Annotated in this window: 25 protein-coding genes; 13 read left to right on the forward strand and 12 right to left on the reverse strand. The window is 71.0% G+C overall.

Annotated features, from left to right (window positions below; all coding sequences use genetic code 11):
• Positions 1–22: 22 nt before the first annotated feature.
• From P0R32_RS16760 to P0R32_RS16785, 6 genes are read right to left on the reverse strand one after another with little or no spacing between them, the layout of a single operon-like run.
• A complete protein-coding gene (locus P0R32_RS16760; RefSeq protein ID WP_276239786.1) occupies positions 23–814 on the reverse strand; it encodes an AAC(3) family N-acetyltransferase in 792 nt (263 codons plus the stop codon).
• Positions 807–1,736: a glycosyltransferase gene (locus tag P0R32_RS16765; protein WP_276239787.1), complete on the reverse strand. Its 930-nt coding sequence runs from the start codon at positions 1,734–1,736 to the stop codon at positions 807–809. The genes P0R32_RS16760 and P0R32_RS16765 overlap by 8 nt, the downstream gene beginning before the upstream one ends.
• Complete coding sequence (gene wecB, locus P0R32_RS16770) at positions 1,736–2,824, reverse strand: non-hydrolyzing UDP-N-acetylglucosamine 2-epimerase (RefSeq protein WP_276239788.1); 1,089 nt, start codon at positions 2,822–2,824, stop codon at positions 1,736–1,738. The genes P0R32_RS16765 and wecB overlap by 1 nt, the downstream gene beginning before the upstream one ends.
• Positions 2,821–3,876: a DUF354 domain-containing protein gene (locus P0R32_RS16775; RefSeq protein WP_276239789.1), complete on the reverse strand. Its 1,056-nt coding sequence runs from the start codon at positions 3,874–3,876 to the stop codon at positions 2,821–2,823. The genes wecB and P0R32_RS16775 overlap by 4 nt, the downstream gene beginning before the upstream one ends.
• Positions 3,873–4,838, reverse strand: a complete 966-nt coding sequence (locus P0R32_RS16780) for a glycosyltransferase family 2 protein (protein WP_276239790.1) — start codon at positions 4,836–4,838, stop codon at positions 3,873–3,875. Before P0R32_RS16780 ends, P0R32_RS16775 begins: the two co-directional genes overlap by 4 nt.
• On the reverse strand, positions 4,838–6,292 hold the full coding sequence (locus P0R32_RS16785) for a nucleotide sugar dehydrogenase (RefSeq protein WP_276239791.1): 1,455 nt from the start codon (positions 6,290–6,292) through the stop codon (positions 4,838–4,840). The genes P0R32_RS16780 and P0R32_RS16785 overlap by 1 nt, the downstream gene beginning before the upstream one ends.
• Before the next feature lie 210 nt (positions 6,293–6,502).
• Between P0R32_RS16785 and P0R32_RS16790 the strand changes: the two genes are divergently transcribed.
• Positions 6,503–6,745, forward strand: a complete 243-nt coding sequence (locus P0R32_RS16790; RefSeq protein ID WP_276239792.1) for a DUF7542 family protein — start codon at positions 6,503–6,505, stop codon at positions 6,743–6,745.
• Between the two features lie 33 nt (positions 6,746–6,778).
• Here the strand turns inward: P0R32_RS16790 and P0R32_RS16795 are convergent, their stop codons facing one another.
• The 4 genes from P0R32_RS16795 to P0R32_RS16810 form a co-directional block, all read right to left on the reverse strand.
• Entirely contained in the window at positions 6,779–7,714 is a 936-nt protein-coding gene (locus P0R32_RS16795; RefSeq protein WP_276239793.1) for a DMT family transporter, read from the reverse strand.
• Positions 7,715–7,801: 87 nt separating this feature from the next.
• Entirely contained in the window at positions 7,802–8,638 is an 837-nt protein-coding gene (locus P0R32_RS16800; protein ID WP_276239794.1) for an ABC transporter permease, read from the reverse strand.
• Entirely contained in the window at positions 8,635–9,423 is a 789-nt protein-coding gene (locus P0R32_RS16805; RefSeq protein ID WP_276239795.1) for an ABC transporter permease subunit, read from the reverse strand. The genes P0R32_RS16800 and P0R32_RS16805 overlap by 4 nt, the downstream gene beginning before the upstream one ends.
• A complete protein-coding gene (locus P0R32_RS16810; RefSeq protein ID WP_276239796.1) occupies positions 9,423–10,463 on the reverse strand; it encodes an ABC transporter ATP-binding protein in 1,041 nt (346 codons plus the stop codon). Before P0R32_RS16810 ends, P0R32_RS16805 begins: the two co-directional genes overlap by 1 nt.
• Before the next feature lie 144 nt (positions 10,464–10,607).
• On the opposite strand from P0R32_RS16810, the gene P0R32_RS16815 reads away from it, so the two are divergent.
• The 4 genes from P0R32_RS16815 to P0R32_RS16830 all read left to right on the forward strand — a co-directional run bounded on the left by P0R32_RS16815 (position 10,608) and on the right by P0R32_RS16830 (position 12,744).
• Positions 10,608–10,979: a SpoIIAA family protein gene (locus tag P0R32_RS16815; RefSeq protein WP_276239797.1), complete on the forward strand. Its 372-nt coding sequence runs from the start codon at positions 10,608–10,610 to the stop codon at positions 10,977–10,979.
• Positions 10,980–11,030: 51 nt separating this feature from the next.
• Complete coding sequence (locus P0R32_RS16820) at positions 11,031–11,195, forward strand: hypothetical protein (protein ID WP_276239798.1); 165 nt, start codon at positions 11,031–11,033, stop codon at positions 11,193–11,195.
• A 105-nt stretch (positions 11,196–11,300) separates the two neighbouring features.
• Entirely contained in the window at positions 11,301–11,723 is a 423-nt protein-coding gene (locus tag P0R32_RS16825) for a CBS domain-containing protein (protein ID WP_276239799.1), read from the forward strand.
• A 127-nt stretch (positions 11,724–11,850) separates the two neighbouring features.
• Positions 11,851–12,744, forward strand: coding sequence for an alpha/beta fold hydrolase (locus P0R32_RS16830; protein ID WP_276239800.1), 894 nt, complete (start codon positions 11,851–11,853; stop codon positions 12,742–12,744).
• A gap of 46 nt (positions 12,745–12,790) precedes the next feature.
• Here P0R32_RS16830 and P0R32_RS16835 read toward each other — a convergent pair whose 3' ends face one another.
• Positions 12,791–14,419, reverse strand: a complete 1,629-nt coding sequence (locus P0R32_RS16835) for a histidine kinase N-terminal 7TM domain-containing protein (RefSeq protein ID WP_276239801.1) — start codon at positions 14,417–14,419, stop codon at positions 12,791–12,793.
• Between the two features lie 175 nt (positions 14,420–14,594).
• Positions 14,595–14,915, reverse strand: coding sequence for a hypothetical protein (locus P0R32_RS16840; RefSeq protein WP_276239802.1), 321 nt, complete (start codon positions 14,913–14,915; stop codon positions 14,595–14,597).
• A gap of 145 nt (positions 14,916–15,060) precedes the next feature.
• On the opposite strand from P0R32_RS16840, the gene P0R32_RS16845 reads away from it, so the two are divergent.
• The 8 genes from P0R32_RS16845 to P0R32_RS17895 are packed head-to-tail and all read left to right on the forward strand — an operon-like array spanning position 15,061 to position 22,424.
• The gene (locus tag P0R32_RS16845) at positions 15,061–15,621 is read left to right on the forward strand and encodes a Na+/H+ antiporter subunit E (RefSeq protein ID WP_276239803.1); all 561 of its coding nucleotides are present in this window, start codon (positions 15,061–15,063) and stop codon (positions 15,619–15,621) included.
• Positions 15,618–15,896, forward strand: a complete 279-nt coding sequence (locus tag P0R32_RS16850) for a monovalent cation/H+ antiporter complex subunit F (protein WP_276239804.1) — start codon at positions 15,618–15,620, stop codon at positions 15,894–15,896. The genes P0R32_RS16845 and P0R32_RS16850 overlap by 4 nt, the downstream gene beginning before the upstream one ends.
• Positions 15,893–16,255 (forward strand): monovalent cation/H(+) antiporter subunit G, encoded by a 363-nt coding sequence (gene mnhG / locus P0R32_RS16855; protein ID WP_276239805.1) that lies wholly within the window; start codon positions 15,893–15,895, stop codon positions 16,253–16,255. The genes P0R32_RS16850 and mnhG overlap by 4 nt, the downstream gene beginning before the upstream one ends.
• Positions 16,252–16,836, forward strand: coding sequence for a DUF4040 domain-containing protein (locus P0R32_RS16860; RefSeq protein WP_276239806.1), 585 nt, complete (start codon positions 16,252–16,254; stop codon positions 16,834–16,836). Before mnhG ends, P0R32_RS16860 begins: the two co-directional genes overlap by 4 nt.
• A complete protein-coding gene (locus P0R32_RS16865; protein ID WP_276239807.1) occupies positions 16,833–17,267 on the forward strand; it encodes an MnhB domain-containing protein in 435 nt (144 codons plus the stop codon). Before P0R32_RS16860 ends, P0R32_RS16865 begins: the two co-directional genes overlap by 4 nt.
• The gene (locus P0R32_RS16870; RefSeq protein WP_276239808.1) at positions 17,264–17,659 is read left to right on the forward strand and encodes a cation:proton antiporter subunit C; all 396 of its coding nucleotides are present in this window, start codon (positions 17,264–17,266) and stop codon (positions 17,657–17,659) included. Before P0R32_RS16865 ends, P0R32_RS16870 begins: the two co-directional genes overlap by 4 nt.
• Positions 17,656–19,137: a complex I subunit 5 family protein gene (locus P0R32_RS16875; protein WP_276239809.1), complete on the forward strand. Its 1,482-nt coding sequence runs from the start codon at positions 17,656–17,658 to the stop codon at positions 19,135–19,137. Before P0R32_RS16870 ends, P0R32_RS16875 begins: the two co-directional genes overlap by 4 nt.
• On the forward strand, positions 19,134–22,424 hold the full coding sequence (locus tag P0R32_RS17895) for a proton-conducting transporter transmembrane domain-containing protein (protein WP_321170915.1): 3,291 nt from the start codon (positions 19,134–19,136) through the stop codon (positions 22,422–22,424). The genes P0R32_RS16875 and P0R32_RS17895 overlap by 4 nt, the downstream gene beginning before the upstream one ends.
• The last annotated feature ends 1 nt before the right edge of the window (position 22,425 follow it).

Consider the following 22,425-nt stretch of genomic DNA (forward strand, 5'->3'; position numbering starts at 1 on the left):
AGCCCTCGAGGCTACCCGACGGTCAGGTGACGAGGTAGTACGGGTCGGCCGCGAGTCGGTCGTCGAGTAGGTCGTCAACGTCGCTCGCGCGACACCCCTGTACCCTGACGCCGCCGACCGACCGGTCGACCAACGCCTCGCCGAGGTCGTCGCACACGCGGCGGCGCGCGAAGCGGCGGTAGTGGTCGTCGACGGGTGCGCGGTGGACGACCCGGCGCGTCTCCCCCTCGTGAGTGACGCGCCCGCGATACGTCGCCGTCGAGACGTACGGCACGTCGTGGCGGTACTCGGCGACGTGGAACACCGAACAGCGGAATCGCCCGGTCCCGACGTTCAGGTACAACGCGTCGCGGTCGTGGAGGGCGTCCCAGTACCCACCGGGGGCGTAGCTGTGCCCCGCGTCCGCGCTGTCGAACGGGTCGCGACCGAGCCCCAGGAGCGAGAACACGGGGTCTGCGGTGCGGAAGGCGGCGTCGTCGAGGAACCGTTCGCCGAAGGTGCCGACCTCCGGCGGCGCGCGGTCGAGGTCGACGTGCCCCGTCTCCCGGAACGAGAACGTGAACCCCGGCGTGAGCACCGTCTCGAATCGGTCGGTGAGCGCGTCGCGCAGCAGTTCGTACGGGTCGCCGCCGAACGCCGCCGCGAGGTCCGACAGCCCCGCGTACACGACGACGGTGTCGGCGTCGAACCCGTCGAGTGCGTCACCGAGGTGCCGCGAGTCGAGGTGGGTGTCCGGCGTCGACCCCGACCGAGTCCCGAGCCAGTCGGCCACCAGCGACCGGGCGGCGTGCGCGTACACCTCGTGTCTACGCATCGGCTGCCACCTCCCGATACACGCGAGCGAGGTCCCGCGCGGTTCGCGCGCGAGTCAGGTCTCGAACCTCCTCGGGACCGTTCGACCGACCGCCGTGAGCGAGGACGGCGGCCAGCGCGTCGGCTAGCCCGTCGTCGGTGTCGGCAACCGCCGAGGGTGTGACGCCGGCGAGCCGGTCGGGCACGTCGCCGACGGGCGTGGCGACGACTGGCAGGCCGCACGCGAGCGCCTCCTTCACCGCGTTGGGCGACCCCTCGTGTCGCGAGGTGAGCACCAACGCGTCTGCGGCGTTGAGGTACGTCGGCATCGCGTCGTGGGGAGCCGTCGTCACGACGTGAAGCACGACGTCGCGGTCGAGACGGTCGCCGGCGGCGCCGACGACGCGCCGCGCACGCGGGAAGTCCTTGACCGATCTCGCCGGGTCGTACGGGAACAGGACGTGCGCCCGGTCGTCGTCCCAGCCGAGACGCTCGCGGGCGGCGTGGCGGTCCGACGGGCGGAACGTCTCCGTGTCGACGCCGTGGGGGACGACCCGCGCGTCGACCGCCCCGAGGTCGTCGGCCATCCGCTCGGACATCACGACGACCGCATCCGCGCGGGCCGCACACCGACGACTGACCGGACCGATCGTGCCGTACAGGTCTGTCCCCCACAGCGAGACGACGGTCGGCAGACCAGTCGCGAGCGCTGCGGGCGCGACGACCCCCTGGTTGGCGTGCACGAGGTCGAACGACCCACGCGCCGCTCGTATCGTCAGCCCGAGGTGGACGAGGTAGTCGAGCGGCGACCGGGTCCCCCCACTGGGATCGTGCGACCCGGGAACGGCGAGCGTCTCGCAGTCGACGCCGCACTCGCGCAGGGCGCGCACCTGGCCGCGGTAGGCGTTCGAGTCGGCGCTCGGGACGAGCTCGAGGACGCGCATCAGCGGACGCCCACGAGCGGCGGTGTCTCCGCCTCGCGGTCGACCGGCCGCCACGCCTCCACCGCCTCGACGATGGCGGCGGCGGCGCCCGTCGGCGGGTCTGCCGGGTGGCCGGAGTCGGCTACCGCGTCGTCGACCGCCGACCGAATCGACCGGCTGTCGGTCCCCGCGAGCGTGTTGTGTCCTCGCTCGACCGTCCCGGTCCACTCCGTCGTCTCTCGGAGCGTGACGCACGGCGTCCCGAGGTAACTGGCCTCGCGCTGGACGCCGCCCGAGTCGGTCGCCACCGCCGTGGCCTCGTCGAGGAGTCGGAGGAAAGCCGGGTAGCCGGTCGGCTCGACGAGCGTGAGGCGGGTGGCGGCCCACTCGTACAGGCCGTGCTCGCGGAGGCGGTCGGCCGTCCGCGGGTGTAGCGGGAGGACGACCGGCCGGGACGACCCTGCAAGCCCCGCGAGCACGGCCCGGAGCGTCGCCGCGTCGTCGACGGTCTCCGCGCGGTGGACCGTCGCCAGCACGAACTCGGCGGGCGTTTCGGGCGTCGCCGCAGCCACCGTGCGCGTCATCGCGACGGCGTCGCCGCGCACGTCGCCGACGCACCGCACGCCCTCGGTGACGCCCTCGGCCTCCAGGGTCGCGACCGCGGCAGGCGTCGGCGCCAGCCTGAGTCCGGCGACGTGGTCGACGAGGACGCGCGTGCGCTCCTCGCTCATCCGCCAGTCGCCACTGCGCAGGCCCGACTCGACGTGTGCGAGGTTCGTCCCCGTCGCCCGCGCCGCGAGCGCGCCGATGAGGGTCGAGGTAGTGTCGCCGTAGACGAGGACCACGTCGGGGTCGTCGGCGTCGAGGAGCGGGACGAGGCGCTCGACACCGACGGCGACCTGCTCGACGCGGGAGGCCGATCCGACCTCCAGCGAGTGGTCCGGCACCGGCAGCGACAACTCCTCGAAGAACACCGTCGAGAGGGCGTCGTCGTGATGTTGGCCGGTGTGAACCAGCGTCGCGTCGTGGCCGCCGGCGGCGAGTTCGCGGGCGACGGGCGTCGCCATCACGAACTCCGGGCGGACGCCGACGACCGACCAGACTCTCACGCCGTCCCCTCCACGACGTCGGCGACGAACGCCGCCACGTCGATTTTCTCTCGGACGAGTCGGTCCCGCCGTCTCGCGTGCGTCTCGTGCGGAGGGTCTCGGAGGGTCTCGACCGCGAGCGCCCCCGCTTCGCCCTCGTCCGCGACCGATGTCAGCAACCCGTACTCGTCTTCTAACTCGTGGAAGTTGCTCATGTCGTCGGCACCGGCGAAGCCGTTCGAGCGGACCGCCGGCGTCCCGAGCACGGCCGCCTCGGTCGCCATCGTCTGTGAGTCGCCGACGTAGCAGTCGGCGAACGCGAGCAGGTCGTGGAGCGCCTCGGGCGGCACGGGACACGGCTCAACGCCCGGGATGGGTGCCGTGTCGACGACGTCGGCACCCTCGGCCGTCACCCGCTCTCGGCAGACGAACACGCGGCCGTGTTCGGCCAGTCCGGCGAGCAACTCGCGTTTGCCGTCGAGCGAGAAGCCCCGGCGCCCGACGTCGTGGTGGGCGGACCACGAGACGAAGCGGACGACTGCGTACGGTTCGTCCGGGTCGACGCCGTGCTCGCGGAGGACGTCAGAGTCGGGCGAAAAGCGGTTGGGATGGAGGTACGCGAGTTCGTGGAATCCGTCGTAGCGCCGTTGGTTCGGCACGTCGTGGCGGAAGTTCGCGGGCGTGCACACCACGTCGGCGAACGGGTGGGTGATCGACGCCGCGAGGTGTTCGGGTTCGCTGTCGTCGAACACCACCGCACGCGCGCCGACGAGTCGGGCGACGTGGACCGCGGCGGGGTCGACCTGGCTGACGACCACGTCCGGGTCGACCCCACGGGCGAGACGCGCCAACCCGACCTCGCGCTGGAGCAGTTCGCCGACGCGGGACAGTGGTCCCGACCCCGCCCGCGACACCACGGTGTAGGGCAGATCCTGCGCGTCGAGCAGGTGCGTCGTCACGTCTTTCTCGCGGGCGGCGACGACCACCTCGTGACCGCGCTCGCGCAACAGCGCCCCCGGGACGGCGAACAGGTGGACCAGCGCCGGGTGCGTCACGTCGAACAGAACTCTCACGGGCGATCACCTCCACTCCCGGCGCCGCCGAGCACACCGACCAGTGATCGGATCCCCGTGGCGGCACCCGCGAGCGTCCAGCGACCCGCGTCGACGGGGGTCGACCGGTCGAGTCGGCTGCTGAGGTGTTCGCGCCGGATCCGCCCGAGGAAGGAGACGGCCAGCAGTCGGGAGACGCGCGGGACGTACGTCGTGAGGTCGATCCCGCTCGACTCGTCGCCGTACGCGCTCGGGTGGGGAACGTCGATAACGGCTTCGTCGGCCGCCCGGAGGCGAGCGAGCACGTCGATCCCGTACCCGTACCCCTCGTACGTTGACGCCGGGTCGACGGCTGCGAGCGCCCGCCCGGTCATCGCCGTGAAGCCGTTCACCGGGTCCGAGAGCGACCAGTATCCGGTCGCGACCCGGGACAAGCCCGTCAGGAGAGCGTTCCCGACCAGCCTGACGACGGGGAACGCCGCACGGTCGGCGCGCCGGCGCAGTCGCGTCCCCTTCGCGTACGCGGCAGTGCCCTCGACGAGTGGGTCCAGCAGTCGCGTGAGGTGCGTTGGGTCCATCTGACCGTCGGCGTCGACCGTCGCGACGAGGTCGACCCGGTCTGCGAGTGCGGCGAGGTAGCCCGTCACGACGGCCCCGCCGGCGCCCCGGTTCGCCCCGTGGCGGAGGACGCGGAGTCGCCCGCGTCGGTCCGTCGACATCGTCCGGCGGTCGAGCACCCGGGCCGCCGCCGTGGCGCTCGCGGCGTCGTTGGCGGCGGGTCGTTCGGCGGGGTCGACCGGGAGACGGGAGTCGGTCGTCGGGTCGGCGGCGTCGAGCGCGACGGTGGCCGTGTCGTCCGTCGACGCGTCGTCGACGAGGTACACGCGGTCGACGCACGGTGGGATCGCCGAGAGCACGTCGCCGACGAACGCCGCCTCGTCGTGGGCCGGGAGGACGACCGCGACGGTGTGCCCGCGGAACATCACGGACACCTGTAGACGACGTTCGCTCGCGAAGCGGTCGAGCGGTCGAACGCTCGAGGCAGGTCGACGACCGCGGGGTCGGGCGCCGCGGCGTTCGCGATCGACTCGGGCGACAGGTCGTCGAACGCCGTGTGGCCGACGAGAACGACGACGCCGTCGACCCCGTCGAAGGGGTCCGTCTCGCTGACGGGGAACGGAAGCGAGCGGTCGGCCGTGTCGGCGTCGACCAGCGGGTCGTAGCCGACGACGTCGACGCCGTGCTCGGCGAGTCGCGTCGCCACCTCACCGCACCGACTCCCGGAGAGGTCGCTCACGTCCGGCTTGTACGCGAGTCCCGCGAGGACGACAGTCTCCGACTCCCCTGACGGGTCTGGACCTGTGTCTGCCGCTGCGACGGGGTCCGACGAGTCGCCGGCACCGTCCGGGAGGACTGCAGCGTGTTCGACCGGCGGACCGGTCGCCTGCGGACGCGGCGACTCGCGACCGACGCGGCGCTTCCGTGCGGCGAGTGCCGCGACCGTGGTGTCGGCGACGCGGTCGACGACGCCCTCGTTGACTGCGCGCGCAGTCCGCACGAGCGGCATCGACTCGCCGACGTCGCCGACCCGATCGGCGAACAACAGCGGGTCCTCCGGGAGACACTGCCCGCCCACGAGGCCCGGTTCGAGATTCGGGACGTTCCGCTTCGTCGCCGCCGCCGCAAGCGCCCGGTCGGCATCGACGCCGAGCGCCGCCAGCGCGCTCGCCAGTTCGTTCACGACGGCGATGGTGGCGTCGCGGTACACGTTCTCGACGCACTTCGCGGCCTCGGCGACCGCCGTCCCCTCGACGACGTGGACCGTCTCGTACACGAGTTCGTACGCCGCGGCCACGCGGGCGGCGACGGCGGGGACGTCGGCGCCGACGAGTCGGGGTTCCGCGCGCCACTCCGCGGCGGAACTGCCCATCGAGAACCGCTCGGGAGCGTACGCGACGTCGACCGACGCGCCCGCGTCGCGGTCTGACGCACCCTCGACCGCCGGCGCGAACACGTCCGCCGTCGTCCCCGGCGGCACCGTCGATTCGAGCACGACGGTCGCCCCGGGAGCGCAGTGCTCGCCGACGGTCCTACCCACCGATCGGATCGTCGCGTGCGGTTCGCCCGCGTCGGGCGCGTGGCGCGTCGGGACGGCGACGAACACGAGGTCGGCGGTCGCGAGGCACTCCGGGTCGGCGCTGAACGAACAGGTCGCCGCCGCGAGCCGTTCGTCGTCGACGGTTCCGGTCGGGTCGTGGCCGCGTCGGTACGCGGCGATCCGCGACTCGTCTACGTCGTAGCCGACGACGTCCACACCCGCCTCGGCGAACGTGACCGCGCGGTGGATGCCGATGCGCCCGACGCCGACGACCGCAATCCGGACAGTCGACGGCGTCACCGCGCCGCGTCCGTCCGACTCCTGTCCGTTGTTCAGCATTAGGATGAACGTGCGGCCATCCGTTGATAAGTAGGACCCGGATAACCGTCGAGTACGACGGTGAGCTCTCCGATCGGCACGTGCTGCCCATCACGTTGTCCCGGTTCGTTCTCGTCTCGCACCACACCCAGTCAGACGCTTGGGGAGCACGGCGCCGGTCGACCACACGATAGACGCGCTTACCCGGCTGTAGCACGCACGACCGATCTGATGGAGACAGTCGTCAGAGTCCGCTGTCGCGACTGCGACCTCGCGGAGACGTACGACTCGCTGCGCCGCGCGCGGACGGCGGTGGCCGACCACGAACGCACGGCGGGGCACCTCGTCGACTGGGATATCGAGCGGCTGGCGGCGGGCGTCGAGCGGGCCGGCGACGACGCCGGCGTGTGTGGTCGCGACGGGTGTGAGAACCCCGACTCGCCGCTGTTGGACTTCGGCTCGGACACCGAGTGAGGCGTCGTCAGGTGGGGACGCCGTGGGGGTCGGTCAGTCCGCGCGGGCCGGGTCGCCCCCGGTCAGCTTCCCGACCTCGCGACGGATCGCGTCCCGCTTGAGCAGGACGAACCCGGCGAAGATAAGCACGAACCCGCCAGCCGTGGCGGCGTCCGGCACCTCCTGGAGGAACAGCCACGCCGACAGCGCGGCGAACACGGGCGCGACGTACGAGACGAGGTTGATCTCGATCGGCCCGAGCCGGTCGAGCAGGTCGAAGTAGATCAAGAATCCGAGCGCACTGGCCGCAAGCGAGAGATACGCGAGCGCCAGCACCGCGTCGAGAGTGAGGTCCACGCTCGCGACCGACTCGCCGAGGCCGGCGGAGGCGGCGTGCATGAGCAGCGCGCCGAGGAGCATCGCCCACGCCTCCATCGTCTCGATGGGCACGTCGGAGTCGATCCGACGGGTGATCACGCTCCCGAGGGCGAACGACGCGGCGGCGCCGAGGATGAGCAGTTTGGGGATGGTGCCGCCGGCGAGGAGGTTGGCCGGGTCGAGGTCAGACAGCACCGCCACGCCGACGAGGCCGAGCAGGAGACCGACCACGCCGACGACGGTGAGGCGCTCGCTGGGTAACAGTGCCCGGGCGAACCCGGTGGTGAGCACCGGACTCAGACTCACCACGACCGCGGCGGCGGCGCTCGTCACGGCGTCGTCGGCCTCCCCCACGAACAACAGGGCGTGGTACGCCGCGATGAGCAGCACCGCACCCACGAGCACCTCGGCCCACTGGTCGCGCCCCCGCGGCACCGGTGTGTCGGTGGCGTACACCGCGTACGCGAGCATCACGACGCCCGCGATGTCGTACCGGACCGCGGCGAACAACACCGGCGGGAAGAACGCCAGCCCCGCCTTGATGGCCATGAACGCCGACCCCCAGATGGCGGCGAGCGCGAGAAACAGCCCGAGTGATCGATACCGGTTCACACCGACGCTGTGCGTCGGGGGTGTCTCAACGTTTCGTCTCGACGACGGCGGGGCATCGCGTCGCCAGACGAAGACGGGGTGGGCCCCTCAGAGGTCCCACCGAGCGAACAGCCAGGCGCTCACGGCGAGCACACCGACGGTTGCGACACACAGGACCGCCATCCCGGCGAGGTCGGTCGTCCCATCCACGAGCACGGCGGCTGGGTCGAAGTAGCGCGAGGGGGCGACTGCGCCGACCCACTCGTACTCGGTGATGCTCGTGAACGACTCGACGAGCCACGCCGCGAAGACGGCCCCGAGCGCCGCGCGCCCGGCGGTCCGCCCGCGCCGGACGACGACGCCGAACAAGACCCCGAGTGCCCCCCACGACAGGAGGAACGGCACCGCGAGGACGTGCAACACGAACAGGCGCGCCGGGTCGAGCGGGTGGCCGACCGCGACCGACCCGGCGTACAGCGCCGCCGGGACGGCAACGTTGGCGACGGCGATGGGAACGAGCAGCGCCAGGAACGTCCCGAGGAGGACGCTCGTCCGGGGGACCGACGCCGCCAACAGCGTCTCCATCCGGTCGTCGCGGAGGGGACGCGCGACCCCGTTGGCGGCGCTGTACGCGACGTAGCCCGCGAGGGCGACCACCCAGCCGAAGGTGTAGAACTCGCCGGCGAGCAGTCCGGCCAAGGAACTCAGCGTCTCGAACCCAAGCAGGGCGACCATCGGCGCCGGCATGGAGTCGAGCAGTTGGTCGACCTCGCCGCCGGCGACGATGTCCGGACCGATCCAGACGAACAGGAGGCCGAACAGGGTGAGACCGACGGCGAGCCACAGGCTTGCGCGGAGGCGTCGCTCCGCCTCGAACCGACACACCGCCCACGCCGCGCTCGCCGGCGACGACGCGCCCGTCACGCTCGCGGTGTCGGTGATCATTGGACGTCCATCCCCCGGAAGCGGACGACTGCGGCGACCAACAGCAGCGCAGCGGCGGCGGTCAACACCGCAGCGCCGCCGAGGTCGTACTCGCTGGCGGTCAAGATTGCGAGCGGGTCGTAGTAGCGGGTCGGCGAGAGCGCGCCGAGCCACGACACGTCCGTCCCGGCGGTCGCGGTCGACACCACGAACCCCGCGACGACGGCGCCGGCGGCGACCCCCTCGGCGACCGAGCGGCGCGGCGCGGCGACAGAGGCGAGCATCCCCCACGCCCCGCAACACAGGAGGTAGGGAACCGACAGCGCGTGGACCGCGAGCAGGTCGACGAGCGCAACGGGTTCGTTCACGAGGCGCGTCCCCGCGGCGACGGCAACGAACACGGCGACGTTGACGAGCACGATGGGAACCGCGAGCGCGAGGAACTTCTCGCCGAGCACGCGCGCTCGGGAGACCGGCGCCGCGAGGAGCGTGTCGAGGCGGTCGTCTTCGATGTCGCCGGCGACCGTGCCCGCCGCGCTGTAGGCGACGTAGCCACCCAGGCCGAGTAACCAGACGAACTGGTACAGTTCGAGGGCGATGAACCCCTCGATAGTGCCGATCGCAGCGAGGTCGAACGCGTCGACGAGCGCCGGCGGGTACTGGTCGACGAACGCCGCGAGGTCGACCTCGCCGAGCAGGCTGGGCGCGAGAAACACCATCATCGCCGCGAACGCCGACAGGCCGACGGCGATCAGCGCCGACGCCGGCAGTCGCCGCCGGCCCTCGAACCGCGCGGTCGCCAACATCAGGTCGACGCCCCCGTCGACACCTCACCGTCGCGCTCGCCGTCGTCGGCAACCGTCTCGTCGGAGTCGGTCTCCGCGCGCGACTCGTCGCCCGTCACGTCGGCGACCGTGCCGTCGCCGTCGACGCCGCCGCCGTAGAACCGCATGAACACGTCCTCCAGCGGCGCCTCTTCGATAGCGAGGTCGACGAGGTCGTGGTCGAGCAGTCGCCGGAGCAGCGGTTCGTACGGCCCGGTGTAGGTGAACGAGACGGTCGTCCCCGCGCGGGTCCCCGTCGCGGCGGACTCGCCGTCACCGACGGTCACGTCATGGGCGCCGTCGACGGCGAACGCGTCTGCGGGGACCGGGTTCGCGAACTCGGCGCGGACGACCTTCCCGCTCCGGTGGAGCAGGTCGTCGACGTCCTCCAGCGCGATGAGGCGCCCTTCGCGGATGATGCCGACGCGGTCGCACACCTTCCGCACCTCGCTCAGCACGTGCGAGGAGAAGAAGAACGTCTTCCCGCGCTCCTGTTCGGCTCGGACGAACGCGTGGAACTGCTCCTGTTTCAACGGGTCCAGCCCGGAGGTGGGTTCATCCATGATCACGAGGTCGGGGTCGTGCATGAACGCCAGGACGATGGCGAGCATCTGCCTGTTCCCCCGGGAGTAGTCGCCCACCTTGCGGTCGAGCGGCGGGTCGAACAGTTCGAGCAGTTCCTCGCTGCGGACGTCGCCGCGGAGTCGACCGTGGTACGCCAACAGCCGACGCCCAGTGACGCCCTCGTCGAGGCCCGGTTCGCTCGGGAGGTAGCCCACGTTCGCGCGGGCCGCCCGTAGCGCCGCGGCGTCGGTCACGTCCGCGCCCAGCACCCGCGCGGTCCCACTGGTGGGCGACTGGAACCCGAGGAGGGTCCGGATGGTGGTCGTCTTGCCGGCGCCGTTGGGGCCGAGGAAGCCGAACACCTCGCCGCGTCGGACCGTCAGCGAGAGGTCTTCGATCCCCCGAACGGGGCCGTATCGCTTCGTGAGGCCGTCGGTCACGACCGGTTCGGTGCTCATTACAGTGAGATTCGTGCACGAAATGATGAGAATACCGGTGGATACGTCCACACACACTCTGGACCGAGCGGACCCGCCGGTCGACTCCAGCGCCGTTGAAACCGGCGCTGGATTGACGCTGTGCGGCGTTCGATTGCTTCGTGTATGTTCGACTACATCACAGAGCTGAACGAGGGGCCAGTGGTCGCGTTCCGCGTGTCCGACCGCGTGACCGAGGAGGACTTCGCCGCGTTGAGCGACGAGATGGACGAACGAATCGACGAACACGGCTCCGTGCGACTGTACGTCGAGTTCGACGGCATTCCACTCCCCGAGTTGGAGGCGCTCGACGACGACCTGAAGCTGTGGCGCCGCTACAGCAACGACATCTCCCGCTACGCAATCGTCGGCGAGGGGCGCCTGCTCAAGTGGGGCACCGCCGTCAGCGACCGGCTCACCGGTGTCGAGGTGGAGTTCTTCAACCGGGACGACCGCGAGGCGGCCCACGAGTGGATCGACGAGGGGATCACCGCGTAAGCGACGGCCGTCGGCGAGGCGATTTTATCCACGCGGAGCGGACCCACCGCCGTGCTCGGACTCCAGTTCTACGTCTGTGACCGCTGTGACGCCGTCCACTCGGGCGTCGAGGAGCCGCCGGCGTGTGCACGCTGTGGCGACGGACGATTCGCGAATATCACGACGGCGGTGCAGGGAGACTCGTACTTCACGCGGGCGAGTGCACCGGAGCGGTGATCGCAGACGACACCGAGCGCCCGCGATGGAGTGGTACCGGGTCACCCCCACGGCCCCGCCACCAGCGGCGATACGCTTGAGTCCCCGGCCCTCGCATCCGCGCTCGTGCTCGTCGAACAGCTCATGTCGCGCGAGGTGGTCACCTGCGACGCCGGCGGGTCGCTCCACGCGGCGGTCGAGCAGATGCTCGAGGCGACCGTCGGCAGCGTCATCGTCACGCGCGACGACGCGCCGGTCGCCATCCTCACCGAGACGGACGTGCTCCGAGCGACGGCCGTGACGGGCCGGCCGCTCGACGACATCCCGATCCGCCGAGTCGCGAGTCACCCGCTCGTCACCACGTCGCCGCGGACGACGATCCGCAACGCCGTCGGGACGATGACCGACAACGACGTCAAGAAACTGCCCGTGGTCGCGGGGACCGACCTCGTCGGTATCATCACACAAAGCGACATCGTCGCCCACTACGGCGACTTCATCCGGGAGGCACACCGCCTCAACGCCCAAGCCGACGCCTGGGAGGAGTGACCGGTGGAGCCCGTGTCCGGGAGTCGCAGGTGACTCGCGTCGGTCCACCCGGGCCGGCCGAGTACGTTCGAGCGACTCGGAACGGCGTGTAGTTTCACGTCGCTCGCGCTCGAACCACCAAGGTGTGATGCAGACTCGCCTCCGGACGCCGCCCGCGCTCGCCGGCGTCGACGTCGACCACGAGTTCCGCGAGGTGAACGGCGTGGGTCTCCACGTCGTCGCCGCGGGCGACCCGGCCGACCCGCTCGTCGTGCTCCTCCACGGCTTCCCGGAGTTCTGGTACGGGTGGCACCGTCAGATCGCCCCGCTCGTCGCGGCCGGCTACCGCGTCCTCGTCCCCGACCAACGCGGCTACAACCGCAGCGGCAAGCCCGCGGGCGTCAGGCCGTACCGCCTCACCGAGTTGTCGCGCGACGTGGTCGAGTTGATCCGCTCGGACGGCTACGAGTCGGCCCACATCGTCGGCCACGACTGGGGCGCGTTCGTCGCGTGGGACCTGGCGCTGCGCCACCCCGAGCGCGTCGACCGTCTCGGCGTCGTCAACGTCCCCCACCCGACGGTGTTCCGGCGCACTCTGCTGCGAAACCGCGAGCAACTGCGCCGGAGCTGGTACGCGTTCGCGTTCCAACTGCCGTTCGTGCCGGAGTGGGCGGCCGCCCGCGACGACTTCTCGCTGTGGGTCCGGCTGCTCGCGGGGAGCGTCCCCGACGGCACGTTCACCGAGGCGGACTTCGATCGGTACCGCCGGGCGTGGAGCCACCCGCGGACGGCGCGGTCGATGATCAACTGGTACCGGGCGGTGCCGCGGTACCCGCGACTCCCGCCGCGCGAGCGGGTGACGGCGCCGACGCTGATCGTGTGGGGGGAGCAAGACGAGGCGCTCGTGCCCGAGATGGCGCCCGAGAGTCGCTCCTACTGCGACGACGGGCGGCTCGAACGGTTCCCGAATGCGGGACACTTCGTCACCCACGAACGGCCCGACGCGGTCGCGGACCTCCTCGTCGACCACCTCGACGGGTAGCCTTCCCGATCTCGCACAATGACGGAGACGCCTCCGAGCCAGCGGGTCACGAGGCCGTTCGGAACGCGAAGCGCGCGCCGCCGTCGGCGCTCTCTTCGACGTCGAGCGCCCAGCCGTGGCCCTCTGCGACCGCCGAGACGATCGCGAGTCCGACGCCGGTGCCGCCGGCGCCGGAGACGCCCGGTTCGAGCACGTCCGCCCGGTCTTCGGGCGGGATCCCCGGGCCGTCGTCCGCGACGACGAAGCCGTCGGCGGCGTCGGCCACGGTGACGGTCACGTCGTCGCCGCCGTGTTCTGCGGCGTTGCGAAATAGGTTCTCCAACGCCTGCTTGAGGCGGAGGCGGTCCGCCTCGATGGTGCGGTCGGTCGCAAGCGTGAGGGTCGCGTCGGTCATCTCGACGCCCGCCCAGGCCTCTTCGGCGACGGCGTCGAGGTCGACCGCCTCGGTGTCGCCCACGGCCTTCCCGGTGCGAGTGAGCGTCAGCAGGTCCTCGATAATCTCGTCGATACGCTCGTGGGCGTCGGCGATCCGATCGAAGTGCTCAGGGTTGGGGTCGCGCTCCGCGAGTTCGGCGTAGCCGGTCGCGATCGAGAGGGGGTTGCGGAGGTCGTGGCTCACGACGCTGGCGAACTCGTCGAGCCGTTCGTTCCGCCGCTCCAGTTCCCGTTCGTGTTCCCGGCGGTCGGTGATGTCGTGGAGGATGTAGAGGTAGGCGTCCGTGTCGCTCCCCGTCCATTCGAGGTGGCGCTTCCGACACGTGACCCAGCGGTCGTCGTCGAGCGACAGTTCGCACGTCTCGTCGGCCGGCGTGTCGATCAGTTGGGGAACCGGGGCGGCGTCCGCGTGGGTCAACACCTCCCCGACCTCGCAGTCGGCGCCCAACATCGCCGCTGCCGCTGGGTTTCGGTCGAGGACTCGCCCGTCGGCGTCGGTGACGAGGATCCCGTCGGACACCTCCGAGAGAATCGCGTCGCGTTCGATCGGCGCGACCGTGAGGAGTTGGTACCGAACGAGCGCGACCGCCACCGTCACGCCGAACACCGCGAGTGCGACCGGCGTGAGGTCGATCATCGTCACGTCGAGGATGTACGACCCGACGCTCGCGCCGAGCGGGACCACCGCCCCCAGTGTGACGAGCCCCGCCTGTCGTCGGTACACGCTCGGTGCACGGATGCTCGTCAACACGATCCGAGCGACGCCCGCCAAGACGAATACGTAGGCGTAGCCGACGCACGCGAGGAACACCGGTCCGTGCACCACGTCGAGGGCCACGAACCCCCCGTAGCTCGACATCTGCACCTGCTCGCGGACGTACTGGTCGAGCGACGGCACCCACACCGACAGGCCCGCGACGACGGGGAACGCGACGGCGGCAGCGAGTCGCCGGCGGGTGACGGTCGCCCCCTTCCCGGCGTAGGTGAACGCGAACGCGCAAAACAGGATCGGGGCGACGAAGCCGGGGAGGTACTGGACGGAGTTCCACAGCACCTTCCACGCCTCCGTCGTCGCGAGCAACTGGAACGCGTAGGTGAGTGACCACACGGCGACGAGAAACATGAGCGCGACGAACAGCCGCGACCCCTCGGTGACGCTGCTCCGGCGTGCGATCACCGCGGCTCCAGCCGCGAGGAACGCCGCGAACAGCAGCACGAAGGCGATCGGCGGGAACTGCACAGAATACTGAAACGAATTGGCCGAGACCATATAAATGTCGCGTAGCTCACTAGTTTGATCCGGAATTTCCCGGGAATCGGACTCCGCTCGCGACGCGGTCATCGGTGCAGTCGGTCGGCACGCCGACTATTCGAAGGGGTCGAGTCCACGCACGAGTCTCACCCGCCCGGCGAGGCTACTCCGGGTCGCCGCCGGTGCGACGGATGGAGTAGCGGGCGAGTCGGTAGAGGATGACGGCGAAGAGTGCGAACGCGAACAGTTCGACGAGGTACAATTCGACCACTTCGATCGGCGTGACCGCTCCGACGAGGACGCTCCGCGTCGCCGTCAACACGGCGTACGCGATAACCAGCGTCAGCGCTGGCATCGTGACCACCAACACCCCTGTCAAAGCGAGCCAGAAGCGCTCGGAGCGGACTGGGCGCTCCGCCGCCGTGTTCGACCCGCCGGTGTGCCGCCCTTCCTCTTGCCCGTGCGTCTCCGTCCCGTCGACCATACCAAACGATGTTCCCGAGTGCTCTTAACAGTAGCTACAAAATGACCGACATGGTAATATCTATGCTTGACGTTTAGCAGACTGTGAAATTCTTGGCGGGATCTCGCCCTCGTGGGCTCGGAGGAGGTACGCGGTGAGGACGCTGATGCGGTCCACGCCGCCGACCCTGCGGTCGCGAGTCGGTCGAGCCGGCGCGACCGCTTTCGTCGCGTACGCCTTCTACCTCGCACTCGGTGACCCGACGGATCCGTTCGACCTCGTGACCGGCGCAGCCAGCGCGGTCGTCGTCGGGGTTGTCCTCGGCGTGGTGGCGTTCACACGGACGCCGACCCGCGGGACGCTCACGACCGTCGCTCGTGCGACCGTCTTCTTCCCGGTCCTCCTCGTTGCGGTCGTGCGGGCCAACGTCTCGTTGGCACGGGTGCTCCTCGACCCCGACCTCCCCATCGAGCCCGAGGTCGTTCGGGTCCCCGGTCCCGAGGGGCCGTTCGGCCAAGCGCTGTTAGCGAACAGTATCACGCTCACGCCGGGGACGCTCACCCTCGACATCGTCGACGACGAACTGGTCGTCCACACACTCACCCCTGAGAGTCGCGCGGACCTCGAGTCCGGGACGCTCCAACGGTGGGTCGCCTACGTCATCGGCGAGACGTCGATGCCGGCGGTCTCGACGCGACCGTTTGTCCGCGAGGGTGAGCGACAATGACGCCACTGCTAACTGCGGGGCTGCTCGCTGGAGCGACGGCGCTACTCGTCCTCGCGCTCGCGCTGTTCGCACGAGTCGCCCGCGGCCCGACGCCGGCCGACCGCGTCATCGCGGTCAACGTCATCGGGACGGCGACGGTCGTCGTCATCGCGCTGGTGAGCGCCGGCCTCGGCGAACCGGGCTTCCTCGACGTGGCGCTGGTGTACGCCCTGTTGAACTTCCTGCTGTCGCTCGGGCTGTCGCGCTTCTCGGTCGAGCGCGGGGGGTTGCTGTGACTCCCGTCGAGGTCGTCGTGTTGGCCCTCGTCGCCGGGAGCGTCGCGTTCTCGATGCTCGCCGTGGTCGGCTTTGCGCGACTCCCAGACGTGTTCGCGCGGACCCACGCCGCCTCGAAGAGCGAGACGCTCGGCGCGTTGCTCGGCCTCGGGGCCGCGGCAGTCGCCTTCGGACCGACGCAGGCCGCACTGAAGATCGTCTTGCTCGCCGCGTTCGTCCTCGTCACCGGGCCGACTGCTGCGCACGCGATCGTCCGCGCCGCGACTCGGTCGGGGGAGACGCCCGTCACCGACGGCGGGAGCGACCACCTCGGTGACACCGCGTCCGCCAGCACCAACGACACGGAGCGTGGCCGATGACCACGACCGAGCTACTGCTGTCGGTCCTGCTCGTGTTCGTCTTGGCGAGCGCGCTCGCGACCGCGCTGGCGCGGAGTCTGCTGGCGACACTGTCAGCGTTCGCAGCCTACAGCCTCGGGCTCGCGATGGTGTGGGTGTTGTTCCGCGCACCCGACGTCGCGCTCACCGAGGCGGCCGTCGGGGCCGGGGTGACGACCGCGCTGTTCCTGCTGGTCGTTCGACGGACGACTGGCGCCGGGACGGCGGCGATCACATCACCCACCGTGGCCGCCACGTCGACGAACGCGGAGCGAACCGCTCGCCGAACATCACGGACGCGGTCGGCCGCGGTCGCTGGCCTCGTCACCGTCGGGTTGCTGGCGACGGTCCCGGCGTTACCAGCCGTCGGCGACCCCACCGCACCCGCGTTCGGCGCCGTGACTGAGTACTACCTCGCGGACGCCGCGGAGCGGGGCATCGACAACGTCGTCACTGCCGTGCTGGTCGTCTACCGGGGGTTCGACACCTTCGGCGAGATCGCGGTCGTGTTCGCCGCCGCCGTCGCGGTACTGGCGGTGCTCGACCGGGAGGTACCGCTGTGACGCGCGTGCCCGACACGCCGGTGGTCACGGCGACCGTCCGGGTGCTGTCACCGTTCGTGCTCACGCTGGCGCTGTTCACCCTGTTCCACGGCACCTCCTCCGTCGGGGGCGGGTTCCAGGGCGGCGTCATCGCCGCGTCGGTCGTGGTGATGCTCGCGTTCGCGTTCGGCGTGCGTGCCGTCGCAGGCTGGCTCACGACGCGTCGACTGTTCGCGCTCGCGGCCGCCGGACCGGTGGTCTTCGGCGCCGTCGCGCTCGCGGGGGTGATCGCCGGTGGGTCGTTCCTCCAGTTCGACGTCCTCCCGATCGCGAAGGCGTCGGTGTACGCGACCGAAGCGATCGAACTCGGTATCGGTGCGACCGTCGCCGGCGTCGTCGTCGTGTTGTTCGTCGCACTCGCCGCTGACGATCCGGGGAGTGAGCCGCGATGACCGCCGCCGTGAGTCTCGTCGAGAGCCTGCTGGTCGCACGCGGGGCGTACGTCGTGTACGCGCTCCTCGTCGGGGTCGGCCTGTTCGTCCTCGTCGACGACGACAACCTCGTCCGGAAGGTCGTCGGGCTGAACCTGTTCCAGACGGGCGTGTTCCTGTTCTTCGTGACGAGCGCGTTCCGCGCCGACGGCGTCGCGCCGCTGCTCTCGAGCGGGGGACCCTACGTGAACCCGCTGCCGCACGTGCTCATCCTGACGGCGATCGTCGTCGGGGTGAGTGTGACCGCGGTCGCGTTGGCGCTCGTCGTCCGCCTCCACGCGGCCCACGGCACCCTCAGCGAGGCGGCCATCCGTGAGGCCGCCGCCGCCGAGTTGGAGGTGGCCGAGCGATGAACGACCTCGCGTTCGTGCTCGTCGCCCTACCGCTGTTGGGGGCTGTCGTTCCCTTCGTGCTCGGCCGGCGGGCACCCGAGATGGCACGAGTCGTGACGGTCGCCGTCCTGATCGCACACGTCGCCGTGGCGGTGGTCGTCGCCGCGCTCGTCGCGACGGGCGGCCCGCTCACCTACGTGGTCGGTGGCCTGCCGGCTGCAGTCGGAATCGGCCTGCTCGTCGACCAGCTGTCGGCTGTGTTCGTCGTCCTCGTCGCCGGAACGGGCGCCGTGGCGTACGGCTTGCTCCGCGAGGAGGCGACAGGGCCGGGCGACGGCCTCTGGCTGCTCCTCGTCGCGGGCCTCACCGGTGTCTGTGTCACCGCGGACGTGTTCAACCTCTACGTGTTCCTCGAGATCTCGGGGTTGGCTGCGTACGCGCTGGTCGCGGGCCGGCGTGGAACGACCCGCGCGCTCGCGGCGCTCCAGTACCTCCTCGTGGGCACCGCCGGGGCGACGCTGTACCTGCTCGGCGTCGGCTACCTGTACGTCTCCACGGGCACGCTCGCGATGGCCGACCTCCGGGTGGCACTCCCCGAGGTCGGGTACGCTTCGCCGCTCGTAGTGGCGGCCTTCGGCTTCGTCGTCGTCGGTCTCGGGGTCAAACTGGCCCTGTTCCCTGTCCACACGTGGAAGCCCGACGCCTACGCGGCGGCACCGGTCGACGTGGCGGTGGTGCTGGCGACGCTCGGCTCCACAGTCGCGGGGTACGCGCTCGTCAGACTCGTGTACGGCGTGTTCACCGTTGAGTTCCTGACTGCCGTCCCGGCAGCGCGGACCGCACTCCTGGCGACCGGGGCGGTCGGTGTCCTCGTCGGCGGCTACCTCACGCTCCGCCAGGCGCGACTCCGCCGGATGCTCTCGTACTCGTCGATCCTCCAGTTCGGGATGGTCGTCGTCGGCATCGCGACCGCCACGTCTGCGGCCATCACGGGCGCCGTCCTCCTGCTCGTGGCAAACGCGGTCGCCAAGGGCGGACTGTTCGCCGCCGCGGGGCTATTCGAGCGGACACTCGGCACGCCCTCGATCGACGCGCTCGCGGGGCGTGGGCGGGAGTTCCCCGTAGTGTCGCTGGCGGTCGCCGTGGCGTTCGCGTCGCTGGTCGGCCTCCCCCCGAGCGTCGGATTCGCAGGCAAGTGGTACGTCACCGTCGCCGCGGTCGAGACGGCCGAGTGGACCGTCCTCGCGGTGGTGCTCGCGAGCACGCTCATCTCGCTGGCGTACGCGGGCCGCGTCGTCGAGGTGTTGTACCTCTCGCCCGACGGCAACTCCGGAGCCGTCGCGGCCGACGGTGGCGCCGCGGCGCCCACTACGCGATTTCGCGGTGACTGGCGGACCACTGCGTTGGTCGCCGGCGCCGCTGTCGCGACGGTCGTGCTCGGGGTCGCGTCGAGCGGCCTCGCGGCGTGGATCGCCCCGGTCGTGGAGGTGTGGCTGTGACCGACGTGTCGTCGCTGTTGCCGCTCGCACCTGTCGCGATCCCTGCCGTCGCGATCCCGGTCATCTACGCGCTCGCCGCGCGACCGAACCTCCGCGAGGGTGTGACGCTCCTCGCGGCGGTGGCGACGCTCGGCGTCGTCTCGGTCATGGCGAACGCGGACGTGACACACGTCACCCCACTGGGGTCGGTCGCAGGCGTCGACATCACGCTCCGGGCAGACGCCGCTGGGCTGTTGTTCGCCCTGCTCGCGGCGACGCTGTGGCTGCTCACCAGCATCTACAGTGTCGGCTACACGCGCGGCCTCGGCGAGCACAACCAGACCCGGTACTTCGCCGCGTTCGCCGGCAGCATCGCCGCCACGATGGGTGTCGCGTTCGCCGCGAACCTGTTCACCTTGTTCGTGTTCTACGAACTGCTGACGCTGGCAACCTACCCGCTGGTCGTCCACGCGGGGACCACCGAGGCCCGCGCGGCCGGGCGAACGTACCTCGCCTACACGCTCGGTGGCGGCGTGCTCGTCCTCGGCGGCGTCGTCCTCGTCGCGGTGCTCACCGGAACGGTCGCGTTCACCCCGGGCGGCATCGCGGGCATCGCCACGGTCGACCCGACGCTCGCGCAGGTTGCCTTCGGCCTGCTCGCCGTCGGCTTCGGCGTCAAGACGGCGCTCGTCCCGCTGCACGGCTGGCTACCGACCGCCATGGTCGCGCCGACGCCCGTCTCGGGGTTACTGCACGCGGTCGCGGTCGTCAAGAGCGGGGTGTTCGCACTCTCGCGGACCGTGTTGTACGTGTTCGGCCCGGAGGCGACGTGGGAGCTCGGTGTGGGCCTCCCGCTCGCGCTGGCGGCCGCCGCGACGATGGTAATCGCCGGCGTGATCGGCATCCGGCAGGACAACCTCAAGCGCGGGCTGGCGTACTCGACGATCAGCCAACTGTCGTACATCGCGCTCGGTCTCGCCATCGCGACGCCCGTCGCCGTCTTCGGCGCGCTGTTGCACGTCGTCGCGCACGCGTTCATGAAGATCACCCTGTTCCTCGCGGCGGGTGTGATATACGTCGAGACGGGCGAGAAGTACGTCTCCGACATGGCCGGCGTCGGTCGCCGGCTCCCACTGACGATGACGGCGTTCGCCGTGGCCGCCGCGGGGCTGGTCGGCTTCCCGCTGGTCGCGGGGTTCGTCAGTAAGTTCCACCTCGTGCTCGGTGCTGCGGGTGGACCGGAGCCGTGGCTCGTCGCGGCCTACCTCCTAGCCGGCCTCCTGAAGCTGCTGTACTTCTGGCCGATCGTCTACGTCGCGTTCTTCGGCGAGCGCGGGAGCGAGACGCCGGAGAGTCGCCACGCGTTCGCCCCACCGCACGCGACCGACGGCGGCTACGCCGACGGTCTGCGCTGGGAGCGTCCCGGCTTCGGGAGCGAGGCGTCGCCGTTCGTGCTCGTGCCGGTGCTGTGCACCGTCGCCGCGGCGGTCCTGCTTAGGCGTCGTCCCGACGTCGCTGCCGTTCTGGGCGCTCGCCGAGGCGGTCGTCGCGGAGGTGTTCGCGTGACCGCCGTGAGCGGCCTCGGGGTCGACGCGGCGCTGTTCACCATCGTCCCCCTGTGGACCGCCTACCTGCTCGCGGCCATCGCCGTGGCGGTCGGGCCGCGCCGGGTCGGCGCGGCGGCCGCCGTCGTCTTGACGGCACTCACCGTGCCGTGGGCGCTCCTGGCGCCGTCGGGAACCGCGTTCGCGGTCGCGCCGTTCGGCTTCGCCCAGGTGCTCGTCCAGGTCGACGGCCTCACCGCACCGATCGCGGCGCTGTTCGGCTTCGTCGCCGCCGGCAACGTCCTGTACGGCTACGCGACCGGCGCCGACGGCCGCCAGCAGGCGTACGCGCTGTGCTACATGGGCGCCGGCGTCGCGGCCGTCCTCGCGGGCGACTGGCTCACGCTCCTCGTCGCGTGGGAACTGCTCGCCGTCGCCTCGACCGTGCTGGTGTGGCACCACGGCGGCGACGCCGTCCGCCCCGCGTTCCGGTACGCCGTCTACCACCTGATCGGCGGGGCGTTCCTCGTCGCCGGCGTCGTGCTCCACTACGTCGCGGCGGGCACGTTCGTCTATGACGGCGGCTTCACGGGAGGCCTCCCCACCGCGCTGGCGCTCGTCGGCGTCGGCGTCAACCTGGGGATCATCGGCCTCCACGCGTGGCTGCCCGAGACCTACCCCGTCCCGCACGTGGCGGCGAGCGTCGTCCTCGCGGGATTCACTACGAAAGTCGCCGTGTATGCCCTCGCGCGGGTCGCCCCCGACGGGACCGTCGTCGTGGCGTGGCTCGGCGCGGTGATGGTGCTGTACGGCGTCACGCAGGCGGTCCTCCAGACCGACATGCGGCGACTGCTGTCGTACCACATCATCTCGCAGGTGGGGTACATGGTCGTCGCCGTCGCCATCGGGACCTCGGCTGGCTTCGTCGGCGGGTTCGCACACCTGACGGCACACGTCCTCTACAAGGGCCTGCTGTTCATGGTGGCCGGGGCGATCATCGTCCGCACCGGAGAGGCGTCGCTCAAGCGCCTCGGCGGGCTCTGGCGGCGGATGCCCGTCACCTTCGCCACGTTCATCGTGGCCTCGTTCGCCATCGCGGGCGTCCCCGGGTTCTCCGGGTTCGTCAGTAAGGGCCTGATCGCGAAGGCCGTCGAGAAGGCCGGTGTCGGCGTCGTCGGCGCGGGTGCCGGTGGGGTCGACCTCCTGTGGTGGGCGCTCGTCCTCGGCAGCGTCGGCACCGCCCTGTCGTTCGCGAAGTTCGGCTACTACGCGTTCGTCCGGCCCGCTCCAGCCCACCTCAACGTCGCACCAGCGCCCCCGTCGCTGCGGGTCGTCCTCGTCGCGCTCGCGGTTCCGTCGGTCGTGTTCGGGGTCGCACCCGGGCTCTTGCTCGGGGCGTTCCCCGGCGACACCGGCGGCTTCGCGCCGTACGCGACCAGCGAGTTGACGAAGGGATTCGGGGCGACCCTCGCCGGCGTCGTCGTGTTCGCGCTCGTGCGCGGGCCACTCGGTCGGCTCCCGGCACTCGACGTCGACCGCCTGTACAACACCGCCGGCGCGGCCCTCGCGAGTGGCGCTTCCACCGGGTTCGCCCGTGTTGGCGACGCCGCCTCCGCGGCGGGCCACGCCCTGTCCGCCCGGCTCGGGCCGCTCGTCGCGAGCGACTCCGCCGCCGAACCGTCACCGCACACGGCGCTGTGGACGCTCACCGCAGTGACCGGCGCCGTGCTGCTGCTCGCCGCACTCGCGGCACTCACCGTCTGAC

Source organism: Halobaculum marinum (genome assembly GCF_029338555.1).
GTDB lineage: Archaea > Halobacteriota > Halobacteria > Halobacteriales > Haloferacaceae > Halobaculum > Halobaculum marinum.